Raw genomic sequence first — 20100 nt, forward strand, 5'->3', positions numbered from 1 at the left:
TGCACTTCCAAGCTAGTCAAGATAAGATAGAAATTAAAGTATTTTCGCATATTGAAGGAGGTCCCTCCATGTTTTTGGCTGAAGAAGCGGCAAAAGCCACGACGAGCACCTTTTCCGGTTTCGATATCTTCGTGATCTTGTTCACGCTAGTTATTGCCATCGGCGTGATCCGGTTGCTCGGCGCTAAAAAGAAAAATCCGTTCGCCATTGGCTTTGGTCTGGTTAGCTTGGCCGTATTCGTAACCTTGAGCGCAGTTATGGTTATGGGCTGGATGGGCAAGCTGTAAGCTGCTGCAGAGACGCGAATAAGACTATACATGCACGGACAAGGACAGGTCTCCCGGGACGCTGTCCTTTTGGCGTTTTAAGAGGGACTATTCCTCCTAAGCATATAAAAAGGAGCGCCCGCCTTAAGCAGAGGGACGCTCCATTGAATTACACCCACCACATTTCGCCAAGCGGCTCTTTGATGAGGATTTGCTGCAGGTTTTGCACCGCTTTCGTAAAGCCTTCGTCCACCGACATCAAGCCGTCTTCATGCTCGATGCTGACGACATAGTCGTAGCCAACCAAGCGAAGTGCGCTGATGATGTCCGCCCAAGTCTTGAGATCGTGCCCATAACCGACGGTGCGGAACTGCCAAGCGCGGTCCAGCATGTTCGCGTAGGACTGCATGTCCGTGACGCCGTAACGGTTGACGTTGATCGGATCGATCGACGTATCTTTAGCATGGAAGTGGTGAATGGCGCCTGCGCGGCCAAGAATGTTCACCGCCTGCACCGGATCGATGCCCTGCCACCACATATGGCTCGGGTCCAGGTTCGCGCCGATAACATTGCCGGCCGCTTCGCGCAGACGCAGCAGCGTAGCCGGAGTATGGACGGAGAAGCCGCCGTGCAGCTCGAGACCGAATTTCACGCCGCGCTCGGAAGCGTATTTACCGGTTTCCGTCCAGTACGGAATGACTTTGTTGGTCCACTGCCAGTCGAGAATCTCTTGGAAATCGGGTGGCCAAGGAGCCACCGGCCAGTTCGGATATTTCGCATTATCAGAGTCTCCCGGGCAGCCGGAGAACGCATTGACGACAGGCACCTCAAGCTTCTGGGCAAGGTCCACCGTCTTAAGCAGCGCTTCGTGATCGGCTTGGGCGAGCGCTTTCTGCGGATGGAGCGGGTTGCCGTGGCAGCTGAGCGCGCTGATCGTCAGTCCGCGGGATTCGATCGCTTGCTTGAATGCTTTCAGCTTGCCGTTATCGCTGAGCAGCACGTCCGGGTCGCAGTGTGCTTTGCCCGGGTAGCCGCCGGTGCCGATTTCAACAGCGTCCAGACCTTTGGATGCAATGTAGTCAAGCGCTTCTTCGAAAGGCTTCTGCTGGAATAATACCGTGAAAACACCTAATTTCATGGGACACCTCCGAAAATAATCAAAATGAACGCGCGTACAATAGAACGCTCAACCAAATTATATCATTATTTGGTCCCAGCTCAAAGTAGGAGTTTCGGACATCATGCATCGGGATGTCGCTTTTTCGTAAAAAGTTCATTACTCAGTCTAAACCGTTCATCGTCTGAATATAAATGGTCAGCATTCGAAATCACGTTCTCCTTCCAAGGGTTATCTTTATTTCTGGTGATTTTCGACAAAAGTCCGCGACAACATTCCCGTTTCTTTTCCTTTTGAATGGTTTACAATGGAAATAATTCTTCGGACCGGGGAGGGAAGGGGCAACTTTTTAAAGAAAGGGCGGATCGTAAGATGAGCAAAGATACGCAAATTGTTGAAACGGTATCAGGCACCTGGCTGCGTTTCCCAAACAACTTTAAAAAGTTTCATTGCTTGGTGGAGCTGCCCGATCAGCTCTCGCTCAACATTAATACGAAATCGGGCTGCGTGCATGTACATAAGAAGGACTGCGATGATGTGTTTCAATATGTGGGAAAATTGTATATAACAGCGAACGGCAATCAGCTGCAATGCACCGTTCAAGCTGCTCCGGCCAAAGAAGAAGTGATGGAGACGCCCGCGCCCGGGAAGCAATCCGATGCCAGTTGAAGTATATTCGTGAGTTCGCGTGAAAAAAACAAGCAGCGCCCGCAAAGGGACGCTGCTTTTATCATACTTAGAACGGCCAGTTCAGGAGACCGCGGTAAATGTGGAGTACCGTTTCGCTTTTGCCGCTGTAAACGATAACCGCCGCTGTCACGATCAGCTGGGTTAAAGCGCAGCGGGCGTAGAAGTACGTCCGGGATACTTTTTTCTTGTTGACCGTCGTCTTCCCGAGCAGGTTCTCCAGCGCGATCATCACGCCGTGGTAGACGCCCCACAGCAGGTACAGCCAGCTAAAGCCATGCCATAGCCCGATCAGCACCATAATGAGGATGGATAGGCCGGCAGCAGTCCATTTGGTCGGCGTTTGGCGCGAGAAAAATATAAAAATATGATCGCGGAACCAGTCGCCGAGCGTGGCGTGCCAATTGCGCCAGTACTGCGTCAGCGTCGGGGATTGGAACGGTTTCTTGAAGTTTTCCGGAATGTTGTACCCCATCAGCCGTCCGAAGCCGATCGCAATATCGGAGTAGCCGGAGAAATCGAAGTAGATTAAAGCATAGAACCAGACCATCAAAAATAGCGATTGATGCGTGTAAAGCTCTTGCCCGGACATGGCATTGAACACGTCGGTCATCCAGGTGACAAGTACGATCTTTTTGAACATACCGAGAATGATCCGTTTGATGCTGCTTTCCGTCAGTGCGGCATCCACCCGATACGGCTGCTTCGTATCCGCCATGAAATCGCGAAATTTGAGAATCGGGCCGGACGTAAACGTCGGGATGAACAAAATATAGTTGAAATAGTCGACAACCTTCGCGCGGGCATCTTTGCCGAAGAAGTAGGCGAAATACAGCGCGTCAATCACCTTAAGCACGTTGTAGATCAAGCCGAGTACAATCACAACGTCGAACAGCGGGTGTGTGAACACTTCCATGCCGAACAGCCGCAGCGAGCAGACCGCGGCCACATTGGCGGCGATCAGCAGAATAAACCAGCCCTTGCGAAAGCGCGACGTGTGGCTGAGAAATAGAAAGGCCAAATAGTTCAGCGCCGTATAGGCCAAGTAAAAAGCGAGCAGCTTTTTACTGAACAGCAGCAAAAAGCATAGATTGAACGCGAGCAGCAGCAGCCGTTTGTTATCCGCCCACCGCCGGGTCAGGGCAAGCACGAGCACCATGCCGGTCATGGCCATAACCGCGTTCATATTTAAATACCACATCGAAGATTCCTCCAACATATGCATCCGCCGTGCGGGTCGGAAACCGGCCCGGAGCGGGACGGAAGGACCGATCGGGGCCCGCGCCGATCAAGACAAGATCAGAACCCTTCGTAGATGAACAATCCTTTGCCGGTAAAATAGATCAGCACCATGATGAGCATGGCAAGATAAACGATCACTTCGACGATTTTGCGAGCGAAGCGAGCCATGCGTCCACCTCCTTCGTAAACACCAGAGCGCCTTCCTGACGGCTCAGATGGACGAGATCGTGAAAATATTTAGGATCGTAGGCCGTCAGCAGATCCAGCGTCGGAACCTCGGCCGCCTGAAGGCGCCGGTTGACTTCTTCCTGCAAAGCGGGCATGTAGCGCGGCAGCTTGTAGCCGCGGTTCCAAGGCATCCAGACGACGCGCAGCGGCAAGCCTTGCTGCTTGCTGTAAGCGATGATGAAGTCCAGTGCGTCCAGATTGTTCTTGAAGTCCCGGTTGGTCATCCAGCCGAACCGCTGCTCGTACTCGTCCCACTTTTTGCGGAGATCCTCATCGGATTTTCGGCCGAAATAGAGCTCCTTGTCGATCCAACGCGGCTGGTAAGCCAGCGGATCGGATTCGCTCAGCTTCAGCGTCTCCGGGAACCGGGCGCATGCTTCGAACCGGGCGGCATCCTGCTTCAGTAGCCCTTGGTACAAGCCACAGGCAAGCTCCGTCCCGGTATCACGGAAATAGTCGCGGTACGCGTAAACGTAAGGCTGGTACCAAGGCTTGAACCACTGGTAGGTCGGGTCCGTGTCCAGGCTGTCGATCATCGTATGCACGTCGATGCCTACGACAAGCTGTCCCTCTACATGGAAACGCTGCTGCTCCAAAATCGCTTTCAGATCGGTCAGCTTCCCGTAGGAAAGCCCCAGCTCCACCAGCTTGGCGGTCGAATCCGCCTCAATATACGCCCCCGTCACTGCGGAGTTACCGTAGAAGGCCGGTCCCCGATTTTGCCAATCGTGATGGAAGAGCGTCTTCGTAAAATCGTTCTTATAAAAACGCCGCGACGTTACCATCGGGTCCCACCAGGAGATGAGGACGTCCGACAGCACGAAAGCGGCCAACAGCAGCAGCACGAAGCTGTTTTTGCGAAGAAAAGCGATCATAACGGGAAAACCCACACTTTCCAATGAAGGCGATCATTAGTTATCAATCACAGAAACACGGGTTACGATGCTAGAGCGATTTTTGCTGCCACGCGTGGTACTGCTCGCGGAACGCTGCAGGCCAGTTCGCTTCATCCAAGCCGTATTGCGCGAAGAAGGCGAACGCCCAGCGCTCGATGCCGAACCCGACGCAGCCGGTAACCGCATTGCGCTTGCCCATTTTAATATTGAATGCATTGCCGAACGTATTGCTGTGGAAATTGATGGAGCTGCAGGCAATCGACTTGTTGATGTTCGGAATCGTCAGCCGGAGCTCGTACTTCATTTCTTGATTCCGCTGGAAGGATGCTTTGACTTGGAAGTCATTCGTGAAAAACGGATCGTTCGCGATTTCCAGCACGCTGTCCACGTTCCATTCGACGGCCAGCTCCTTCAAATATTCGATGGCCTGCAGTCGGTTCTCCTTCACGTAATCCGGCTTGCCGACGAAGATGATCTCCCGCATGCTGAAATCGAGCAGGCGTCCGAAGTCCGTATGATTGCGTGATTCGAAGCGGTGGCACTTGGAGATGGCCGTTACGGTCACGCCGTCGCCTTCGAGCGTTTCATTCTGCAGCCCTTCGTAGCAGTGGTAGCAGGTCGAAGGGTTCATGGTGAATTTCGGCTTCGCCAGGTTGGCGTTTAGATCGAGCGGCTGCTCCTGCTTCCAGCCCCCGGCGTCGCGGATCGATTGGGAGAACGCTTCGATGATTTCGAGGTCCTCGCGCAGGTGCGACAGGAAGTGAATGTGCTCCGGAAACGAGGTAAAGTGATTCGTCTTGTTCAGCGTGTCGCAATGAATGACGGCCGGGTATTGTTCCTCCGTAATTCCTGCAAAACGGTTCGCGATTTTCGTCACGAAGCTGTAGTCGAGAAAACGCATCAGACTGGAGAACGGCTCGCGGAAAATAAAGAGGCCCGGCTCCAGCACTTTGATGATTTTGCGCTCGACGAGATCGGCGATGATATCGCCTTCGTAAGGAGTGTCAACTTTATGTTCAAACAGGATGTTCTCCTTGAAACCGAAATCCCCTTGCGAGAAGCGGTCGATCAGCTTGCGTACCTGCTCTTCGATGGCGGCGTTGCCTTTCGGGGAGTCGTGAACAATATGAATGTGCCCGGATTCAAGCCGGATGTCGCGGATGGTTTCGTCAATAAACGACGCGGCGTATTTGAGCTGCCCGTGCTGACTGGAGACAAGTCCCTCCAAAGAAACGACGCATTCCATGGGCTTACCTCTCTTTCTTGTTGTGGATGAACGTTGCGATTTCGCGGACGGTGTTAAGCGGGTACAGCATTAAATCCTGATTCGTCACTTGGATGCCGTATGTTTTCTCGATATGCGCGATCAGCGCCGTCGCTCCGATCGAATCAATATATCCATAATCGAACAAGTGTACGTCTACGGAAAAATCGTCGTCATCGTCTTCGATTTCGTAACGGCTTTTGATGTGCGCCTCAAGCTGTTCCAGCAATTCCTGCATGGGGAAGCCTCCTCGGATAAATTAAAATCAAGCGATATACGCCGGGCTCGCAGCGAGCGCCGGCATAAAAGCGGGACGGCGATTGCGGGACCCAAGGGCCCCGCCACAACAACCGTCCGCGTAAAAAGTGAATGTAAGCTAATGCGCCGCTTTGGCGACGGTTAGCGTCACCGGATCGCCGTAATGCGTGACCGTATAAGTCGCTTTCGCTTCGTCCCGGTCGATGGTCAGTTCCGCTCCTTCGATGGTCAGCGGTTCGGCGCTGTAAATCTGCACTTGCTGCATGCCGGGCGCGTTTAGCTTCAGCGTCCAGCGGTCCGCCGATTTTTGCAGCTCGTACGGCACGTTCGAGCGCATCAGATGTGGCTCGCTGCCGAGCGTTTCCGCCCGTTCGGGCAAGGTGAACCGGATGGCGGCCGTTTGCGGGACGCCGAGGTACAGCTTGCCGCCGCGCGTATCGCGCACCTCGGCATCGGTAACGGCCTGTTTGGCCGCGTAAGGCTGCCCGCGGTCGACAACAAGGCCGAGCGTGCCGCGGTATTCGGCGGCCTGCGCCGGAACACCGTCGGTGATCGCTTTGACGCGGAAGCCGGGCTCGACGGTCATGCCGAGCATTTTCTTGATGCGGTCCATGGCGACCTCGCGCCATGGCCGGTACAGCTCGACGCGGGTCGTCATCGCATTCAGGAACGAGCGCGCCATTTGGGGCTCGGTCATGAAGTTATAGCTGTAATTGTCCCGAAGCTTGTCCAAATACCGGACGAATTCCAGCAGCTCCGGCACGCGGGTCGGGAAATGGTACTCGATATGTTCGAAATAATCGATCGGCAGGTCGAGCGCCGCGTACGCTTCAAAAATATCTTTCGTCGAATAATGCTTGTCTGTGCGCAGCACCGGCGCCGGGGTATTCAGCATCATCGGCTTGCTCAAGTCGGGCTCGCCCGACGCATCGGTCATAAGAAACGGCAGGCCCCAGTTATACTCGACTCCGAGGCGCGGGTCGGCTTTGATATGCGACGGCTTGAAGCCGAAGTTGAACCAGATGCCGGATTCCCGTTCGTTGCGCAGCGTCTGGCTGCGGTCCGGATTGTTGATCCGCCATGTATGCTGGTTCGTGCCGGGCATATTCCACGGAATGCCGAGCTTCTCGAACGCTTTCTGATGCAGTGCGATTTCCTGCTTCTCCTGCGCGTCGCTCGTAAAGTTATGGACAAAAATGTGCGGGTACAGCTCCAGACGGTTGTCTTTTGTGTACCGGATAAATTCGTTCAGTTGGTCCGCATATGGGAACTTCGGATCGTCGACGGTCGACGGGATGCCGAATTCGAGCTGTCCGACGATCAGATCGTCCTTGCCGTCCCCGTTCAGGTCGTACCAGAGCGGGACGGCGTTGTGCCCGCCGACGAGTGCATGGTTGCCGAGCTGGTTGACGGTCGTCGCTTCGATGACGCCTTTGTTCACCCAAGCGGTACGCCCGGCGCCCGAGTCCTCCTGAACGAATACGCGCAGGTCGCCTTCTCCGGTGCCGACGACAAGGTCGGCTTTGCCGTCCCCGTTCATGTCGCAGACGGACGGCGCCGCAAACCGCGCGGCCAGCTTGAACAGCGCTTCGCCCGCGTGCCAGGCTACCGCGCCGTTCGCCCCGCGCGTGCCGCGGTACAGCGTCACCTGCCCGTCGGCATCCCCGATCACGAGATCGGGGACGCCGTCTCCGGTGACGTCGCCCACGGCCGGCGCGATCGGTGCCGCGCCGCGGATCGGCTTCCCGTCCGCCAGCAGCGGGACGGGCGCCTTGAACGCGCCGCCGGCTTCGCCATAGGCGACCGCGAGCGTGCCGTCCGGCTGGCCGATCAGCAGATCCGGCCGGCCGTCGCCGTTCAGATCAACCGCCGCCACGCTGGCGTATGATCCGGTCTTCAGCGGCTCCCCGCTTGGGAGCCGCAAGGGCTCGCGCCGCGCGAACGCCGCCGGCGCTTTCAGTTCCGCCGGGAGCTGCTGCCCGGCGTAGGCTCCTTCCGTTTCACCGGCGTTCCGGTAAACGTATAATCCGCCGTCGGCCGACCCGACGATCAGGTCGGGCCGGCCGTCGCCGGTAAGGTCGGCCAGCGCGGGGTACGCGCGGTAGGGCAGTGTGATCGGATCGCCGAGCGAGCGGTAATCCGGATAATTGGCCAGCCGGATCGCCTCTCCATCGGCGGACAGCCGCGTGCCGCTCGAATAGAACGAATTCGGCGTCTCGCCGGCGAAGGCGGGCTTGTCGTTCGTTCCGGTGTTCAAATGAACGACGACCGATTCCTGCCAACGCCCCCACGTGAACGACGAGCGGACCAGCGAGAACGAAGGGATCTGCTTGTACTTCTTAAGCAGCTCCGCCCACTGGATGCCTTCGCCGTCGCGGATCGCTTCAAGCGCCTCGAAATGGTTCTGATACGCCATCGCCGGACGGCCGTAAGGCCCGTACGACTTTTTGACGCTGTAGCCGAGCTTCGTCTTGGAGACGAATGCGGCGTATTCGCTGCGCAGCAAGGCGTTCCCGGCTGCGAACGTAAAATGGAAGTACGGCGCCAGCGGCAGCTGGCTGCGGTCGAAATACAGCGCGTCCGGGGTCGGCTTCTTGGCCGCGTTCGTGTCCGCAGCCAGCTTCTCGAAGCCGAGCTTCGGGTCCATGCCGCTGTTTAGATCATACCCCGTCACAAAATACCGGTTCGGCAGCAGCGTGCCGCTAAAAAACACCGTGCCTTCCCCGTACCGGTTCAACGTATAAAGCGAGATGCCGTTCATCGAAGCGAGCGTCTGCGCCGTGGCAGGGACGAGCCCTTTTCCCCAGGAGAACCGGCTCAAGCTTCCTTCGGTATCGTGCCGGAAGAAGCTGTCTGCGAACGACCGAAGCAGCTGTTGAACGCTCTGCAGGTCGGCATCTACTTCCGGATAAGACCAGAGGGACGGACTTCCGCCTCCGGCTCCGGCTCCGAGCGCACTGCTGGCCGGCGCGGGGACGTCGACGACTTGTCCGGCTCCGAGAAAGCCGGGATCAAAATCGTCCGCAAACGGGTTCTCAAGAAATAAATGCCCGCCTTCCCGGACGTAAGCTTGAAGCAGCTCCCGCTCGGAGTCTGTCATGCTCCCGTGCAGCGACGGGTCCAAATAAACCGAATCGTAAGACCGGAGCTCGCGCGCGCTTAGACGGCTCAGCTCCTGCCGCTCCAGCTCCAGACCGACGACCGGCGATTGCCGGAGCTGCGCGTAGGCGGTCGGATCGGAAGCGCCGCCAGAGGTGGCGTACAGCAGGCGCACCTTCAGCTCTTTGTTCGCTGTCAGCAGGAAGACGAGAACGACGGCAGCAATTGCAACAATCGCAATCGCCGCCGCCTTGCGATAAGCTCGTTGTCGAATCAAAAAAATCTCCTCATTGCTCGTTAGGCTAGATTACCTTGCCATTATAGCACGGATGGCGGGCTTTGTTAACTTTTGCGCGGTCCGGCGGGGACCGGCGTGCCCCCGTAAATCGACCCATCCAATAGCCTGGGGAATGACAAATTGGATGGGTATAAAAGCGGCCGATTGGGGGGTTACGCCGCATTCGTTCTCCTGTAAAGTAAGGGTAGGAAGCATACTTTTCGAGAAGATTATCCTTTATTATAGAAGAAAGGACGGAAGCTCTTATGAACGAATGGATGCTGTATTTGCTTATTTTCGTTATCGTCCTGTTTGCGCTGATCGCTACCATTGTGGTGGGCGTATCGGCCAAAAATAAAGAAGGCAACCCGACGTACGACCAGCGGACGGGAAAAAATCTGCTGCGGCTGACATGGATCTATGCCGTCGTTCTATTCGGCGGTTATCTGGTCTTCGCATTATATATGTACTACATGTAATCCAGGCCGCGGCTGAAGAAAGGGACCGATCATGTGGAAACCGGACCGCCTGGGCCCCGTGCCCATGTACCGACAAATCGCCGATTATTTCGAACGGCGCATCGTTCTCGGGGAGCTGCCGCCGGGCTCGATCCTGCCGCCGGAGCGCAAGCTGGCCGGGCAGTGGCAGCTCAACCGCAGCACGATTATTCAAGCCTACGAAGAGCTGCGTTCCCGGGGGTTGATCGACCGCAGGAAAGGGAGCGGGACCCGGGTCAGCCTGCGAAAGTGGGAGAAAGCGCCGAAGGCGGCCGTCGATTGGCAGGCTTACGCCGAGCAAAGTCCTCCGCCGGGCTCTCCTCTGCTTCGCAAAGTCCGGGAGGAAGCCCGGAAAGACGCAGAGGTCGTCGATATGGCCGGCAGCGAGCTGTCGGAGGACCTGATCCCGATGGAGGCCTTCCGGCAGCTGATGCGGGAGCAGCCGCTTACGGAGCCGCTGGGGTATACGGACCCGCAAGGGTTTTACCCGCTTCGGGAAGCGCTTGCTGTCTATTTGCGCACCTACCGCCAGGTGGAGTCGACCGCTTCGTCCATCTTCGTCACGTCAGGCATTCAGCAGGCGCTGTATCTCATTGCGCGCTGTCTGCTGCGTCCGGGGGATGCGGTGGGCATCGAGGTTCCGTCGTATCATTACTCGTCCCATGTCTTCCCCAGCGCCGGACTGCGGACGGTTGCGCTGCCTGCGGATGAGGCGGGGATACGACCTGAAGAGCTGGCGGGGCTCATCCGCAAGGACAAGCTGCGCATGCTCGTTTTGAATCCCACGTTTCAAAATCCGACGGGCCGCACCCTTCGTCCGGATCGCCGAAAACGGCTGCTTGAAATCGCAGCGGAGCTGGGCGTCCCGATTGTCGAAGACGACCCGTACGGCTTATCCGCGTTTCGGGACGAGCCCCCGGTGCCGCTGAAAGCGATGGATACGAGAGGCGTCGTGCTGTATGTCGGCTCGCTGTCCAAAATTGCAGCGCCCGGACTAAGAACCGGGTGGCTGGTCGGCCCCGACGCCGTCATTCGTCAGCTGACGGCAGCCAGACAGCAGATGGATATGGGACCAAGCGTTCTTCCGGAATGGCTGTCCGCGCGGTTTTTGGCTTCCGACTTTTTTCACAGGCACCTGCTTCGGGTTCGGCGAGCGCTGAGGCTGAAGAGCGAGCTGCTGATGAAGGAACTGGATGTACATCTGCAAGGGGAAATGACGTTTGAGCGGCCGGACGGCGGACTTTACTTGTGGGGCAAGCTCGCAGGGGGAGTTTCGGCGGCGAGGCTGCTGGACGAGGGAATCAAACGCGGCGTGCTGTTCGTGCCGGGAAACGTATTTGGGCCGGATAGCGCCCATGTGCGGCTAACGTTCGCGCGTCCTTCCAAGAAGGACCTGGTTATCGGAGCGGCGCGTTTTGCCGAGGCCTACCGGGCGGCTTCCAAGCGATAACGCACTAACAGGGCATACGCCCTGTTTTTTTGTTAACCGGCCGCCTCGTCGGTGCTGCCATAGCATACCGTCCGGTTGCGGCCTTCGGCCTTGGCTTGATACAACGCCTTGTCCGCCAGATCGATCAATTGCTCGGGGGGAGCCGATGCGTCTGGCACGAGGGAAGCGAGCCCCAGACTGACCGTAACATAGGGGTGTGCGCCGGACGGGTTGGACGGCAAGGCGAGCCGCTCTACGGCTATCCGGATCGCCTCCGCCCATTCGTAAGCTTCTTCCGCCCCGACCTCACTTAGAACACAGGCAAATTCTTCGCCTCCGTACCTCGCGATAAAATGAGATTTTTGCAGCAGCACGGCGTTGGCCGTCAAGGCAATCGTGCGCAGCACCTCATCCCCGCCCAAATGCCCGTGCGAATCGTTGTAGGCTTTAAAATGATCCACATCGAACATAATGATCGACAACGGAGATCGGTTCGCCGCGGCGTCAGACCAGGCTTTGGCCAAATGCTCGTCCAGCTTTCGGCGATTGGCGATCCCCGTCAGACCGTCGAGGTTCGACAGCTTTTGCAGAAGGCTCAGCGCTTCCTGCAGCTGGCGCTCGGTCGTTTTGCGGCCCGTAATATCCCTTAGCGTAACGAGCAGGGCGGCGCTGCCTTTATACACCGTAGGCGACACGGACAGCTCCACCGTAATTTCGGTGCCGTCCAGGCATACGAGCTTTTGCTCGATTAGCTCGGGCTGCGCTTTGCCATGCCGGATGTCCTGACAGTGTGTCCACGCCGTATTGCGATTGTCCGGATGAAAGAAATCGTAAATCGACCGGCCGAGCAATTCTTTTCTTGTGGCGGCCCGCAGCAGCCGGATCCCTTTTTCATTGATAAAAACAATCCGCTCCCGGCTCAGTACAAGGGTGGCGTCCGGCGAAGCCGTAATGAGCCGCTTGTAGCGCGCCTCGCTTTCCTGCAATTTCTTGGTCGATTCATGGGCCCGGACGATGGAAAGAAACGCATAAACGGACAGCAGCCCGACGGTGGTGGATATGACCCAATGATAAGTGAGAACGCTTGCGACACGGTGCTGCAAATCACTAAGACCTAAATTTAGAAAAACCGCTGCAGACACGTAGATCATCGAGACGGTATTGAGCAGGAGAAACAGCCCCAAGGACAAGCCCTTGCGCCCCGCCAACCATCCGCAGGTGATGCCGATTAGAAGTATGAGGATAGAGGGGATTATGGAAGAATAAGACGGGCCGAACAAACCGATTCGTCCGGCCACGATGATCAAAGCGCTGACGATGGCGGATACCGGCCCGCCCTGCATTGCGGCGACTACGATTGGGATATGGCGCAGATCGACGATGACGGACTCGTTCAAGCGCACGCTGTAAATCATAAGCAGAATACCCTGCAGGCCGAAGCAAACCCCTGCCGCCGCCCTCATTTTCCATGAAGAAGACGGCCTCAGCCGGTAGTCCTTGAACAGTTGGCCGATGATAAAAAACGAGGTCACCAGCAGCGACGCATTCGTTATGAAATCTTTGAACATCGAGTCCTCCGAATCGGATCGTTTCGAGCTAAGTAAAGTACTTTCAATATTCGTCATAATATGACAAATTTCCTCTTTATTCGTCATTTCCATTTTTTGATGTTTCACGGGCGTTTGGCAAGGGCTTGCCATGGTTTGTCGCTTCCGTTTCTGGTACACTAGAAGGAAAAGCGTTTTTTTTCGGAGGAATGAATTCAACATGCGTGAACTTCGCAAATCAGATATCGAGCTGCTGGCGCCTGCGGGGGATTGGGATTGCTTGCGGGCCGCCGTGGCGAACGGGGCGGACGCGGTCTTTTTCGGGGTCGAAAAATTCAATGCGCGGGCCCGGGCCAACAATTTTCACACGGACGAGCTGCCGGATATTATGTCGTTCCTGCACCGCTATGGGGTGAAGGGATTTTTGACGTTTAATATTTTAGTATTTGAAGAAGAGCTGGAGGATGCGAAATCCTTGATCGAGGCCTGTATCGATGCGGGCGTCGATGCGGTGATCGTGCAGGACCTGGGTCTGGTGAAAATGATCCGCGAGCTTTCGCCGGATTTCCCGATCCACGGTTCGACACAGATGACGATTACGTCGCCCGAAGCCGTCGAATTCACAAAGCCGTTCGATATGGAGCGGGTCGTGCTTGGGCGCGAGAACAATCTGAAGCAAATCAAGCAAATCGGCGATCAGGCGAAGCTGCCGATGGAGGTGTTCGTGCACGGGGCGCTGTGTGTTTCGTATTCCGGGCAGTGTCTGACCTCCGAGATGTGGGGCGGCCGTTCGGCGAACCGCGGCGAGTGCGCGCAGGCATGCCGGCTGCCGTACGATCTGATGGTCGACGGGGAGCAGAAGCCGATGGGCGATGTGGCCTACCTGCTGTCACCCAAAGATTTGGCGGCGCTGGAGCTTGTCCCGGAGCTGATCGAAGCGGGCGTCACCTCCTTCAAGATCGAAGGCCGGCTGAAAAGCCCGGAGTACGTGGCGAATGTCGTGGCGAAGTACCGGCGCGCGATCGACCGTTATTTTGACGGCGACAATCCGAAGCCGACGAAGGAAGAACTGCGGGAGCTGGAGCAGAGCTTTTCGCGCGGCTTTACGCACGGATTCTTGAAGGGCACGAACAACAAGCAGCTTGTGGAAGGCACGTACCCGAAGAGCCGCGGCGTGTACGTGGGGCGCGTGAAGCAGGTGCTCCTCGACGGTGTGTTGTGCGAGCTTGAGGCGCCACTGAAACGCGGCGACGGCATTTGCTTCGATGCGGGCGACCCGACGAAGAAGGAAGAAGGGGGCCGCGTCTACGATCTGCGCCGCAAAGGCGTGAAGCTGGAAGGCGAAGCGCCGGGCGGGCTGATCGAAATCGTGCCCGGGCGCAGCGACGTCGATCTGAGCCGGGTGCATGTCGGCGACCGGATCTGGAAAACGAACGATCCGCACTTGGACAAGCGGCTGCGCCAGACGTTCGAGACGGACAAGCCGTACCGCGTCTTTCCGGTAAAGGTTAAGGTGACGGGAGCGGCCGGTCAGCCGCTGAAGAGTGTCTGGACCGACGTGACGGCCGGGCATACCGTGACGGTCGAATCGGAGCTGCCGCTGGTGCCCGCGGAAAAGCGTCCGATGGATGCGGCTCTGTTCGAGGAGCAGTTCGGGCGGCTCGGCGGAACGATTTTTGCGCTGGAGGCTGTTGACGTGCATTTGAGCGGCGACTTGATCGTGCCGATGCGCGAGCTGAACCAAATGCGCCGTCAAGCGGCGGAACTGCTGCTTGCGGAGCGGGAGCGCCCGCGCGCTTACATTAAGCGGCGCGCGGATGTCTACGGCGACACGCCTGCGGCGTCGGCAGCCGCTTCACAGGCGCGGCCGTCGCTGACCGCGCTGTGCCGGAGCCTTGAGCAGGTGCAGGAGGCCTGTAAGCAGAACGTCGATTTCGTCTATGCCGATTTCGAGTTCATCAAGCAGTTTCCGGCCGCCGTGGAAGCCGCCCGCTCCGCAGGGAAACGCATCGCGCTGGCGACGCCGCGGATTCACATGCCTGGCGAAACCGGTTATTTCAAAAACATCTTGAATCTCGGTCCGGATGCCGTGCTTGTGCGCAATACGGGCGCCGTTTATTGGTTCATGCGGTACTTCGCAGAGCATTCGGCAGAAGCACGCCCCGAACTGATCGGCGATTTCTCGTTGAATATCGCCAACCACAAGGCGGCGGCGCTATTCCTGGAAGCGGGACTTCAGCGCGTGACGCCGTCCTACGACCTGAACATTCAGCAGATGATCGATCTGCTGCGCCGGACCGATACGTCGAAGCTGGAGATTGTCATCCACCAGCATCTGCCGATGTTCCACACCGAGCACTGCGTTTACTGCACGTTCATGAGTCCGGGTACGAACTACACGAACTGCGGCCGTCCGTGTGAGGAGCAGCGGGCGTCGCTGCGCGACCGCGTCGGCTTCTCGCATCCGGTGCGGGTCGACGAAGGCTGCCGCAACACGGTGTACAACGCCATCGATCAATCGGGCGCGGAGTATCTCGCCAACTTTATGGAGCTTGGCGTATCCTCCTACCGCGTCGAATTTCTCGAGGAGACGGCGGAGAAGGTGCGAGAGGTGCTTGGCCTCTATGACCGCGCCTTGCGCGGGGAGATCGGCGGCACGCAGGTATGGAAGACGCTGAAAGCGACCAATCAGCTTGGCGTTACCCGCGGTCAGCTCGTGAAGTAAGCTTTTCTTATATGAATTGGATATAGCATCATCGCAAAATAAGCCTCGTCGTAATCTCGGAAGTCCAAACATTCCGGGATCGCAGCGGGGCTTTTCGTTTAAGTTTAGGGGCGAGAAAAGCGAGTTCACAGTTTAGACACAAATTTTTAATCCAATTTTCAGCTTCGATTAAGCTCTCATTATTGTTTCGTTTGTATATTGTTGTTGGTCTGTTGGTAGGTTAAGCGGCACGAAAGATGGATATGGATGATAGTAAGGAAATCATTTGTCAGATGGGAGGGTATGACGTGCTTGAGGTGAAACAAGTCAGTAAATTATACGAGAACCAAAGAGGGGTCCGGCACATCGACTTCTCGATGAGCCGCGGAGAAATCGTCGGTTTCCTCGGGCCGAACGGCGCCGGGAAAACGACGACGATGCGGATGATCACAGGCTACTTGAATCCGACGCACGGCACGATCACGATTGACGGATTGTCCATGGCGGACCATCCGAAGAAAGCGCGGCAGAAGATCGGGTATTTGCCCGAGACGCCGCCGCTGTACCCCGAAATGAGCGTTAGGGCGTACTTGCAGTTTATTGCGGATCTGCGCGGCATTCCGGTGAGGGAGCAGAAGCAGCGCATCGGCGGGGTGATCGAGCGGCTTGGTCTGGAAGGACGCGAGCGGCAAATTATCCGCAGCCTGTCCAAGGGCTACAAGCAGCGGATCGGTCTTGCCCAAGCGATTCTGCATAACCCGGATCTGCTCGTGCTCGACGAGCCGACATCCGGCCTAGACCCGAAGCAAATTATCGAGATCCGCCAGCTCATTCGCGAGCTGGGCGAGAATCATACCGTGCTGCTGAGCACGCACATTTTGCCGGAGATCAACACGCTGTGCAACCGGGTGCTGATCATCAACCAGGGCAGCATCGTGCTGGACGGCCAGCCCGATCAGCTGGCGAACACGATGGGCGAGACGTTCGAGGTCTCGCTTGAAGTGAAAGGCCCGCGCGAAGCGGTGCTGGCGGAGCTGCGCGGCACCCCCGGCGTCGGCAGCGTCCGGGAGCTTGCGGGCGAACCGACAGGAGCGCCCGCTCTTGCGGCCGAGCCGACCGCGTCGGCCGACGGCGAAGCAGCGGAGTCGGCTACAGCCGTCCCGGCCGAAGGCGAAACGGTCAAAGTCGTTGTCGCCGCAGCGGACAAGACGGACATTCGCGAAGCGCTGTTTTACCGGATGGCCGATAAGCGCTATCCGATTGTGTCGATGAAGAAGGAAAGCCTCAGCCTGGAGGACATCTTCCTGAAGCTGACGACGAACGAGGCGCTGGATTCGGCGGCCGCGGACGCCAGCCCGACACCGGAAGAAGAGGAGGCGGTTCCTCATGCGTAGAACGCTGGCTTTAGCCAAGAAAGAGCTGCAGATGTATTTCTACTCGCCGATCGCTTACGCGGCGTTTGCGTTCTTTTTCGTCATTGCCGGGTACTTCTTCAGCGCGAATTTTCTATACCCGCCCTATGTTGTCGACGTGCGGCCGATTTTCGGTACGATTACGTTCATTTTCCTGTTTATTATTCCACTGCTTACGATGCGTCTTGTATCCGACGAGCTGCGGATGGGCACCGACGAGCTGTTGTTAACGTCGCCTGCAAGCATCTCGGAAATCGTGATCGGCAAATATTTGGCGGCGCTCGTCGTTCAACTGCTGCTGGTCGTCGGAAGCTTGATCTATCCGCTGATTTTGAGCGCTTACGGAACCTTGGACCAGCCTGTGCTGTGGATGTCTTATCTTGCGATGTTCCTGCTTGGAGCGGCGATGATGGCCGTCGGCCTGTTCGCTTCTTCGCTGTCCGCACACCAGATGGTTTCGGGGATCGCGTGCTTTGCGCTTCTGTTCGTGTTTTGGACGATCGAATGGCTGGGCGACACCATCGGCGGCAAAGTCAAGGATTACCTTGGCACCTTCTCGATTGTCGGCCGGGCCGCGAATTTCCAGAAAGGCGTGCTCGATTTCGCCGACGTCCTGTTCTATGTGACGTTCGTTGCGGTGTTCGTCGTGCTCAGTATTCAAGTGCTCGAAAGAAAACGGTGGAGATAAGCGCAAGTTCGAGATTCCGCATACCTGCGGAAGAAGTCCAAGCAGAAGGGGGAAAGGCAAAGTGAACAAGTGGATTCGCGGCACGAATGCGACCGTGCTGTCGCTGGCGGTCATCGGCATTTTCATCGTGCTGACCATTTTTCTGAGTTCGGTCAAGGGCCTGCAGGTCGACCTTACGCAAAATAAAAAATTTACGCTGTCCGATCAGACGACCCAGACACTCCAGGCGCTGGATAAAGACGTGCACATCATATCGCTGACAAGCGATCAAACCGATCCGTACATCAAGCGCCAGGTCGTCGATCTGGTACAGGAGTACAAGAAGCGAAACGGCAAGATTGCGTTCGACGAATACGATATGATCAAACAGCCGGCCATCGCCAAGCAATACGAGACCGATCCTTCGGGAACGCTTGTGGTCGAGAGCGGCACGCAGAAGAAAACGATTTATTATTACGATATGTTTTTGCCTGGCCAGCAGCAGGGCCAATACAAGTTCAGCGGTGAAGAGAAGCTGACGCAAGCGCTGGTCAATCTGAACAGCAAGGAGAAGAGCAAGGTTTACTTCCTCTCCGGGCATAACGAAATTCCGCTTAGCTCGATGAACATGTGGAAGAGCGGCCTCGAAGGCGAGAACTACGAGGTGAAGGACCTCAACCTGCTGCGCGAGGGCAAAATCCCGGATGACGCCAGCATGCTGTTCATCATCGGACCGGAGAGCGATGTCAGCGACAAGGAAGCCGAGCTGATCAAGACGTATTTGAACGGCAAGGGCAAGCTGTATCTGGCGCTGGGCTTCAATAAAGATATGGCAACCAATTGGAAAAATATCGATGCGATCATGGCGGCTTACGGCATCAAAGATCAGCATGCGGTGGCCATCGAGCCGAAGCAGAGCATGCTGTACGATCCGCTCACAATCATTCCGGAATACGGTAACCATAACATTACGAGCAAACTGCAGCAGTACAACCTGCTGACGATGATGACTTTGGCCGTCTCGCTGAATGCGGATCAGCCTGTAGCGGACTTCCCGGTAACGTCGATTCTTAAAACGACCGCTCAAGCCTACGGCGAGACTGACCTGAAGACACTCGCCAACAGCAGCCGCAGCACCAAAGACGCGAATGACGTGAAAGGTCCGCTGAACCTTGGCTATGTCGTGGAGGATAAAGACAAGAAGCCGAAGGCCGTCGTGCTCGGCGGATCGACGTTGTTCGACGACCGCGTCATCGCGCAGCAGGGTAACCGTGACTTTGCGCTGAATACGGTCGGTTGGCTGCAGGAGCAGCAAAATCAAGTAACGATTCGTCCGCGCGAAGGCGACGCCATCCAGACGGCGATGCTGACCGCAGGGCAGGGGAATATGATTTTCTACGGCACGGTGCTGGTCTTCCCATTCCTCTTCCTGGTCGCGGGCGGCGTGATTTGGTGGAGGAGGAGAAAAGGATGAAGCGGTTAATCCCGACGCTCGTTCTGGTTCTTGTCTGCATCGGAGGCTTCTGGTACGCGTCCAGTCAGGATTTCTTCAAGGAGAAGAAGCCGGAAGCACCGGCGCTTGTCACGGTAAAAAAGGAAGATGTGGCGAGCTACACGATCAAAAACGGCGATACCGTCATCGAAATGCAGCAAAAGGACGGCAAATGGGCGATGACCAAGCCGTCCCCGCTTCCGCTGAACGACAACGCTCCCGGAGCTTGGGTCGATTCGTTCAACGGGGCCAAGAAAGAAAAAACCGTCGACGCTAACCCGACCGATCTGGCTCAATTCGGGCTCGATAAGCCGAAGCAGGAGTTTACGGTGAACCTTACCGGCGGTACGGCGAACACGCTGTCCGTAGGGGACAAGACCGCCGTTCAAGGATTTTATTACGCGAAGTTTAATTCTTCGCCGGAAGTGTTCCAGCTTAGCGAATCTACGGTGAATGCGCTGGCGAAGCAGCAGACCGATTTTATGGAAAAAAGTCCGGTTAAGCTGAACTACGAGCAGGTCCGCTCGCTGACGGTCGATTGGAAAGGCCAGGCCTGGACGATCACCAAAACGGAGCCGGACAAGAAATCGTACGAGGCGGCCTGGAAGCTCGGCGACAAGGAGTTTAAGGGTGTCGATGCGAGCCAGTTTTTGGATAAAACAGCTTTCCTGACTTCGGATCAGCCGGCCAAGCGGACGACCGAGATCAAGGGATTGGATAAGCCGGGGCTTCGCATGGAGATCAAGGAGGCCGATGTGACCGCCGGAGGCAAGGAAAGTTCCTCCGTCTACGTCGGAGCCGTCGAGGGCGATAACGTCTGGATCGCGAAGCAGGGCGGGGAATGGGCCTTCGCCGTTCCGTCCGCGAGCATTCAGGAGCTGGCCGATTTGAGCAAGAAGGAGCCGGCCAAGCCGGGGACTCCCCAAGGAGAGGCGCCGAAGCAAGAAGCGCCGAAGGAGCAGAAATAAAGCAATAGGACGTCTGTCGGGGACTCGGTCCCGGCATGGCGTCCTTTTTT

At 56.9% G+C, this 20100-nt stretch carries 16 protein-coding genes; 9 read left to right on the forward strand and 7 right to left on the reverse strand.

The window, feature by feature from the left end:
• Positions 1-68: 68 nt before the first annotated feature.
• Positions 69-287 (forward strand): hypothetical protein, encoded by a 219-nt coding sequence (locus QMG93_RS30860; protein WP_281943390.1) that lies wholly within the window; start codon positions 69-71, stop codon positions 285-287.
• A 148-nt stretch (positions 288-435) separates the two neighbouring features.
• Here the strand turns inward: QMG93_RS30860 and QMG93_RS30865 are convergent, their stop codons facing one another.
• Complete coding sequence (locus QMG93_RS30865; protein ID WP_281943392.1) at positions 436-1404, reverse strand: sugar phosphate isomerase/epimerase family protein; 969 nt, start codon at positions 1402-1404, stop codon at positions 436-438.
• Positions 1405-1755: 351 nt separating this feature from the next.
• On the opposite strand from QMG93_RS30865, the gene QMG93_RS30870 reads away from it, so the two are divergent.
• Complete coding sequence (locus QMG93_RS30870) at positions 1756-2052, forward strand: hypothetical protein (protein WP_281943394.1); 297 nt, start codon at positions 1756-1758, stop codon at positions 2050-2052.
• 67 nt (positions 2053-2119) lie between these two features.
• On the opposite strand, the gene QMG93_RS30875 is transcribed toward QMG93_RS30870, so the two are convergent.
• From QMG93_RS30875 to QMG93_RS30895, 5 genes are all read right to left on the reverse strand, one after another.
• Positions 2120-3271, reverse strand: a complete 1152-nt coding sequence (locus QMG93_RS30875; protein WP_281943396.1) for an MBOAT family O-acyltransferase — start codon at positions 3269-3271, stop codon at positions 2120-2122.
• A 175-nt stretch (positions 3272-3446) separates the two neighbouring features.
• A complete protein-coding gene (locus QMG93_RS30880) occupies positions 3447-4415 on the reverse strand; it encodes a hypothetical protein (protein ID WP_281943398.1) in 969 nt (322 codons plus the stop codon).
• A gap of 70 nt (positions 4416-4485) precedes the next feature.
• A complete protein-coding gene (locus QMG93_RS30885) occupies positions 4486-5682 on the reverse strand; it encodes a hypothetical protein (protein WP_127462091.1) in 1197 nt (398 codons plus the stop codon).
• 4 nt (positions 5683-5686) lie between these two features.
• On the reverse strand, positions 5687-5938 hold the full coding sequence (locus QMG93_RS30890; protein ID WP_025847831.1) for an acyl carrier protein: 252 nt from the start codon (positions 5936-5938) through the stop codon (positions 5687-5689).
• A 138-nt stretch (positions 5939-6076) separates the two neighbouring features.
• Positions 6077-9334: an FG-GAP repeat domain-containing protein gene (locus tag QMG93_RS30895; protein WP_281943402.1), complete on the reverse strand. Its 3258-nt coding sequence runs from the start codon at positions 9332-9334 to the stop codon at positions 6077-6079.
• Between the two features lie 266 nt (positions 9335-9600).
• On the opposite strand from QMG93_RS30895, the gene QMG93_RS30900 reads away from it, so the two are divergent.
• Both QMG93_RS30900 and QMG93_RS30905 read left to right on the forward strand, forming a co-directional pair.
• Positions 9601-9813 (forward strand): hypothetical protein, encoded by a 213-nt coding sequence (locus tag QMG93_RS30900; protein WP_025847835.1) that lies wholly within the window; start codon positions 9601-9603, stop codon positions 9811-9813.
• A 31-nt stretch (positions 9814-9844) separates the two neighbouring features.
• Positions 9845-11281: a PLP-dependent aminotransferase family protein gene (locus tag QMG93_RS30905; RefSeq protein WP_281943404.1), complete on the forward strand. Its 1437-nt coding sequence runs from the start codon at positions 9845-9847 to the stop codon at positions 11279-11281.
• A gap of 32 nt (positions 11282-11313) precedes the next feature.
• On the opposite strand, the gene QMG93_RS30910 is transcribed toward QMG93_RS30905, so the two are convergent.
• The gene (locus QMG93_RS30910) at positions 11314-12828 is read right to left on the reverse strand and encodes a diguanylate cyclase domain-containing protein (protein ID WP_281943406.1); all 1515 of its coding nucleotides are present in this window, start codon (positions 12826-12828) and stop codon (positions 11314-11316) included.
• A 199-nt stretch (positions 12829-13027) separates the two neighbouring features.
• Here QMG93_RS30910 and QMG93_RS30915 point away from each other — a divergent pair, with 199 nt between their 5' ends.
• From QMG93_RS30915 to QMG93_RS30935, 5 genes are all read left to right on the forward strand, one after another.
• The gene (locus tag QMG93_RS30915) at positions 13028-15532 is read left to right on the forward strand and encodes a DUF3656 domain-containing U32 family peptidase (protein ID WP_281943408.1); all 2505 of its coding nucleotides are present in this window, start codon (positions 13028-13030) and stop codon (positions 15530-15532) included.
• Positions 15533-15819: 287 nt separating this feature from the next.
• Positions 15820-16905: an ABC transporter ATP-binding protein gene (locus tag QMG93_RS30920; protein WP_281943410.1), complete on the forward strand. Its 1086-nt coding sequence runs from the start codon at positions 15820-15822 to the stop codon at positions 16903-16905.
• The gene (locus QMG93_RS30925; protein ID WP_281943412.1) at positions 16898-17611 is read left to right on the forward strand and encodes an ABC transporter permease subunit; all 714 of its coding nucleotides are present in this window, start codon (positions 16898-16900) and stop codon (positions 17609-17611) included. The genes QMG93_RS30920 and QMG93_RS30925 overlap by 8 nt, the downstream gene beginning before the upstream one ends.
• A gap of 61 nt (positions 17612-17672) precedes the next feature.
• Positions 17673-19064 (forward strand): GldG family protein, encoded by a 1392-nt coding sequence (locus tag QMG93_RS30930; RefSeq protein WP_281943414.1) that lies wholly within the window; start codon positions 17673-17675, stop codon positions 19062-19064.
• Positions 19061-20050, forward strand: coding sequence for a DUF4340 domain-containing protein (locus QMG93_RS30935; protein WP_281943416.1), 990 nt, complete (start codon positions 19061-19063; stop codon positions 20048-20050). Before QMG93_RS30930 ends, QMG93_RS30935 begins: the two co-directional genes overlap by 4 nt.
• Positions 20051-20100: the final 50 nt, after the last annotated feature.

It is taken from the genome of Paenibacillus tyrphae (assembly GCF_027925525.1).
Lineage (GTDB): Bacteria > Bacillota > Bacilli > Paenibacillales > NBRC-103111 > Paenibacillus_G > Paenibacillus_G tyrfis_B.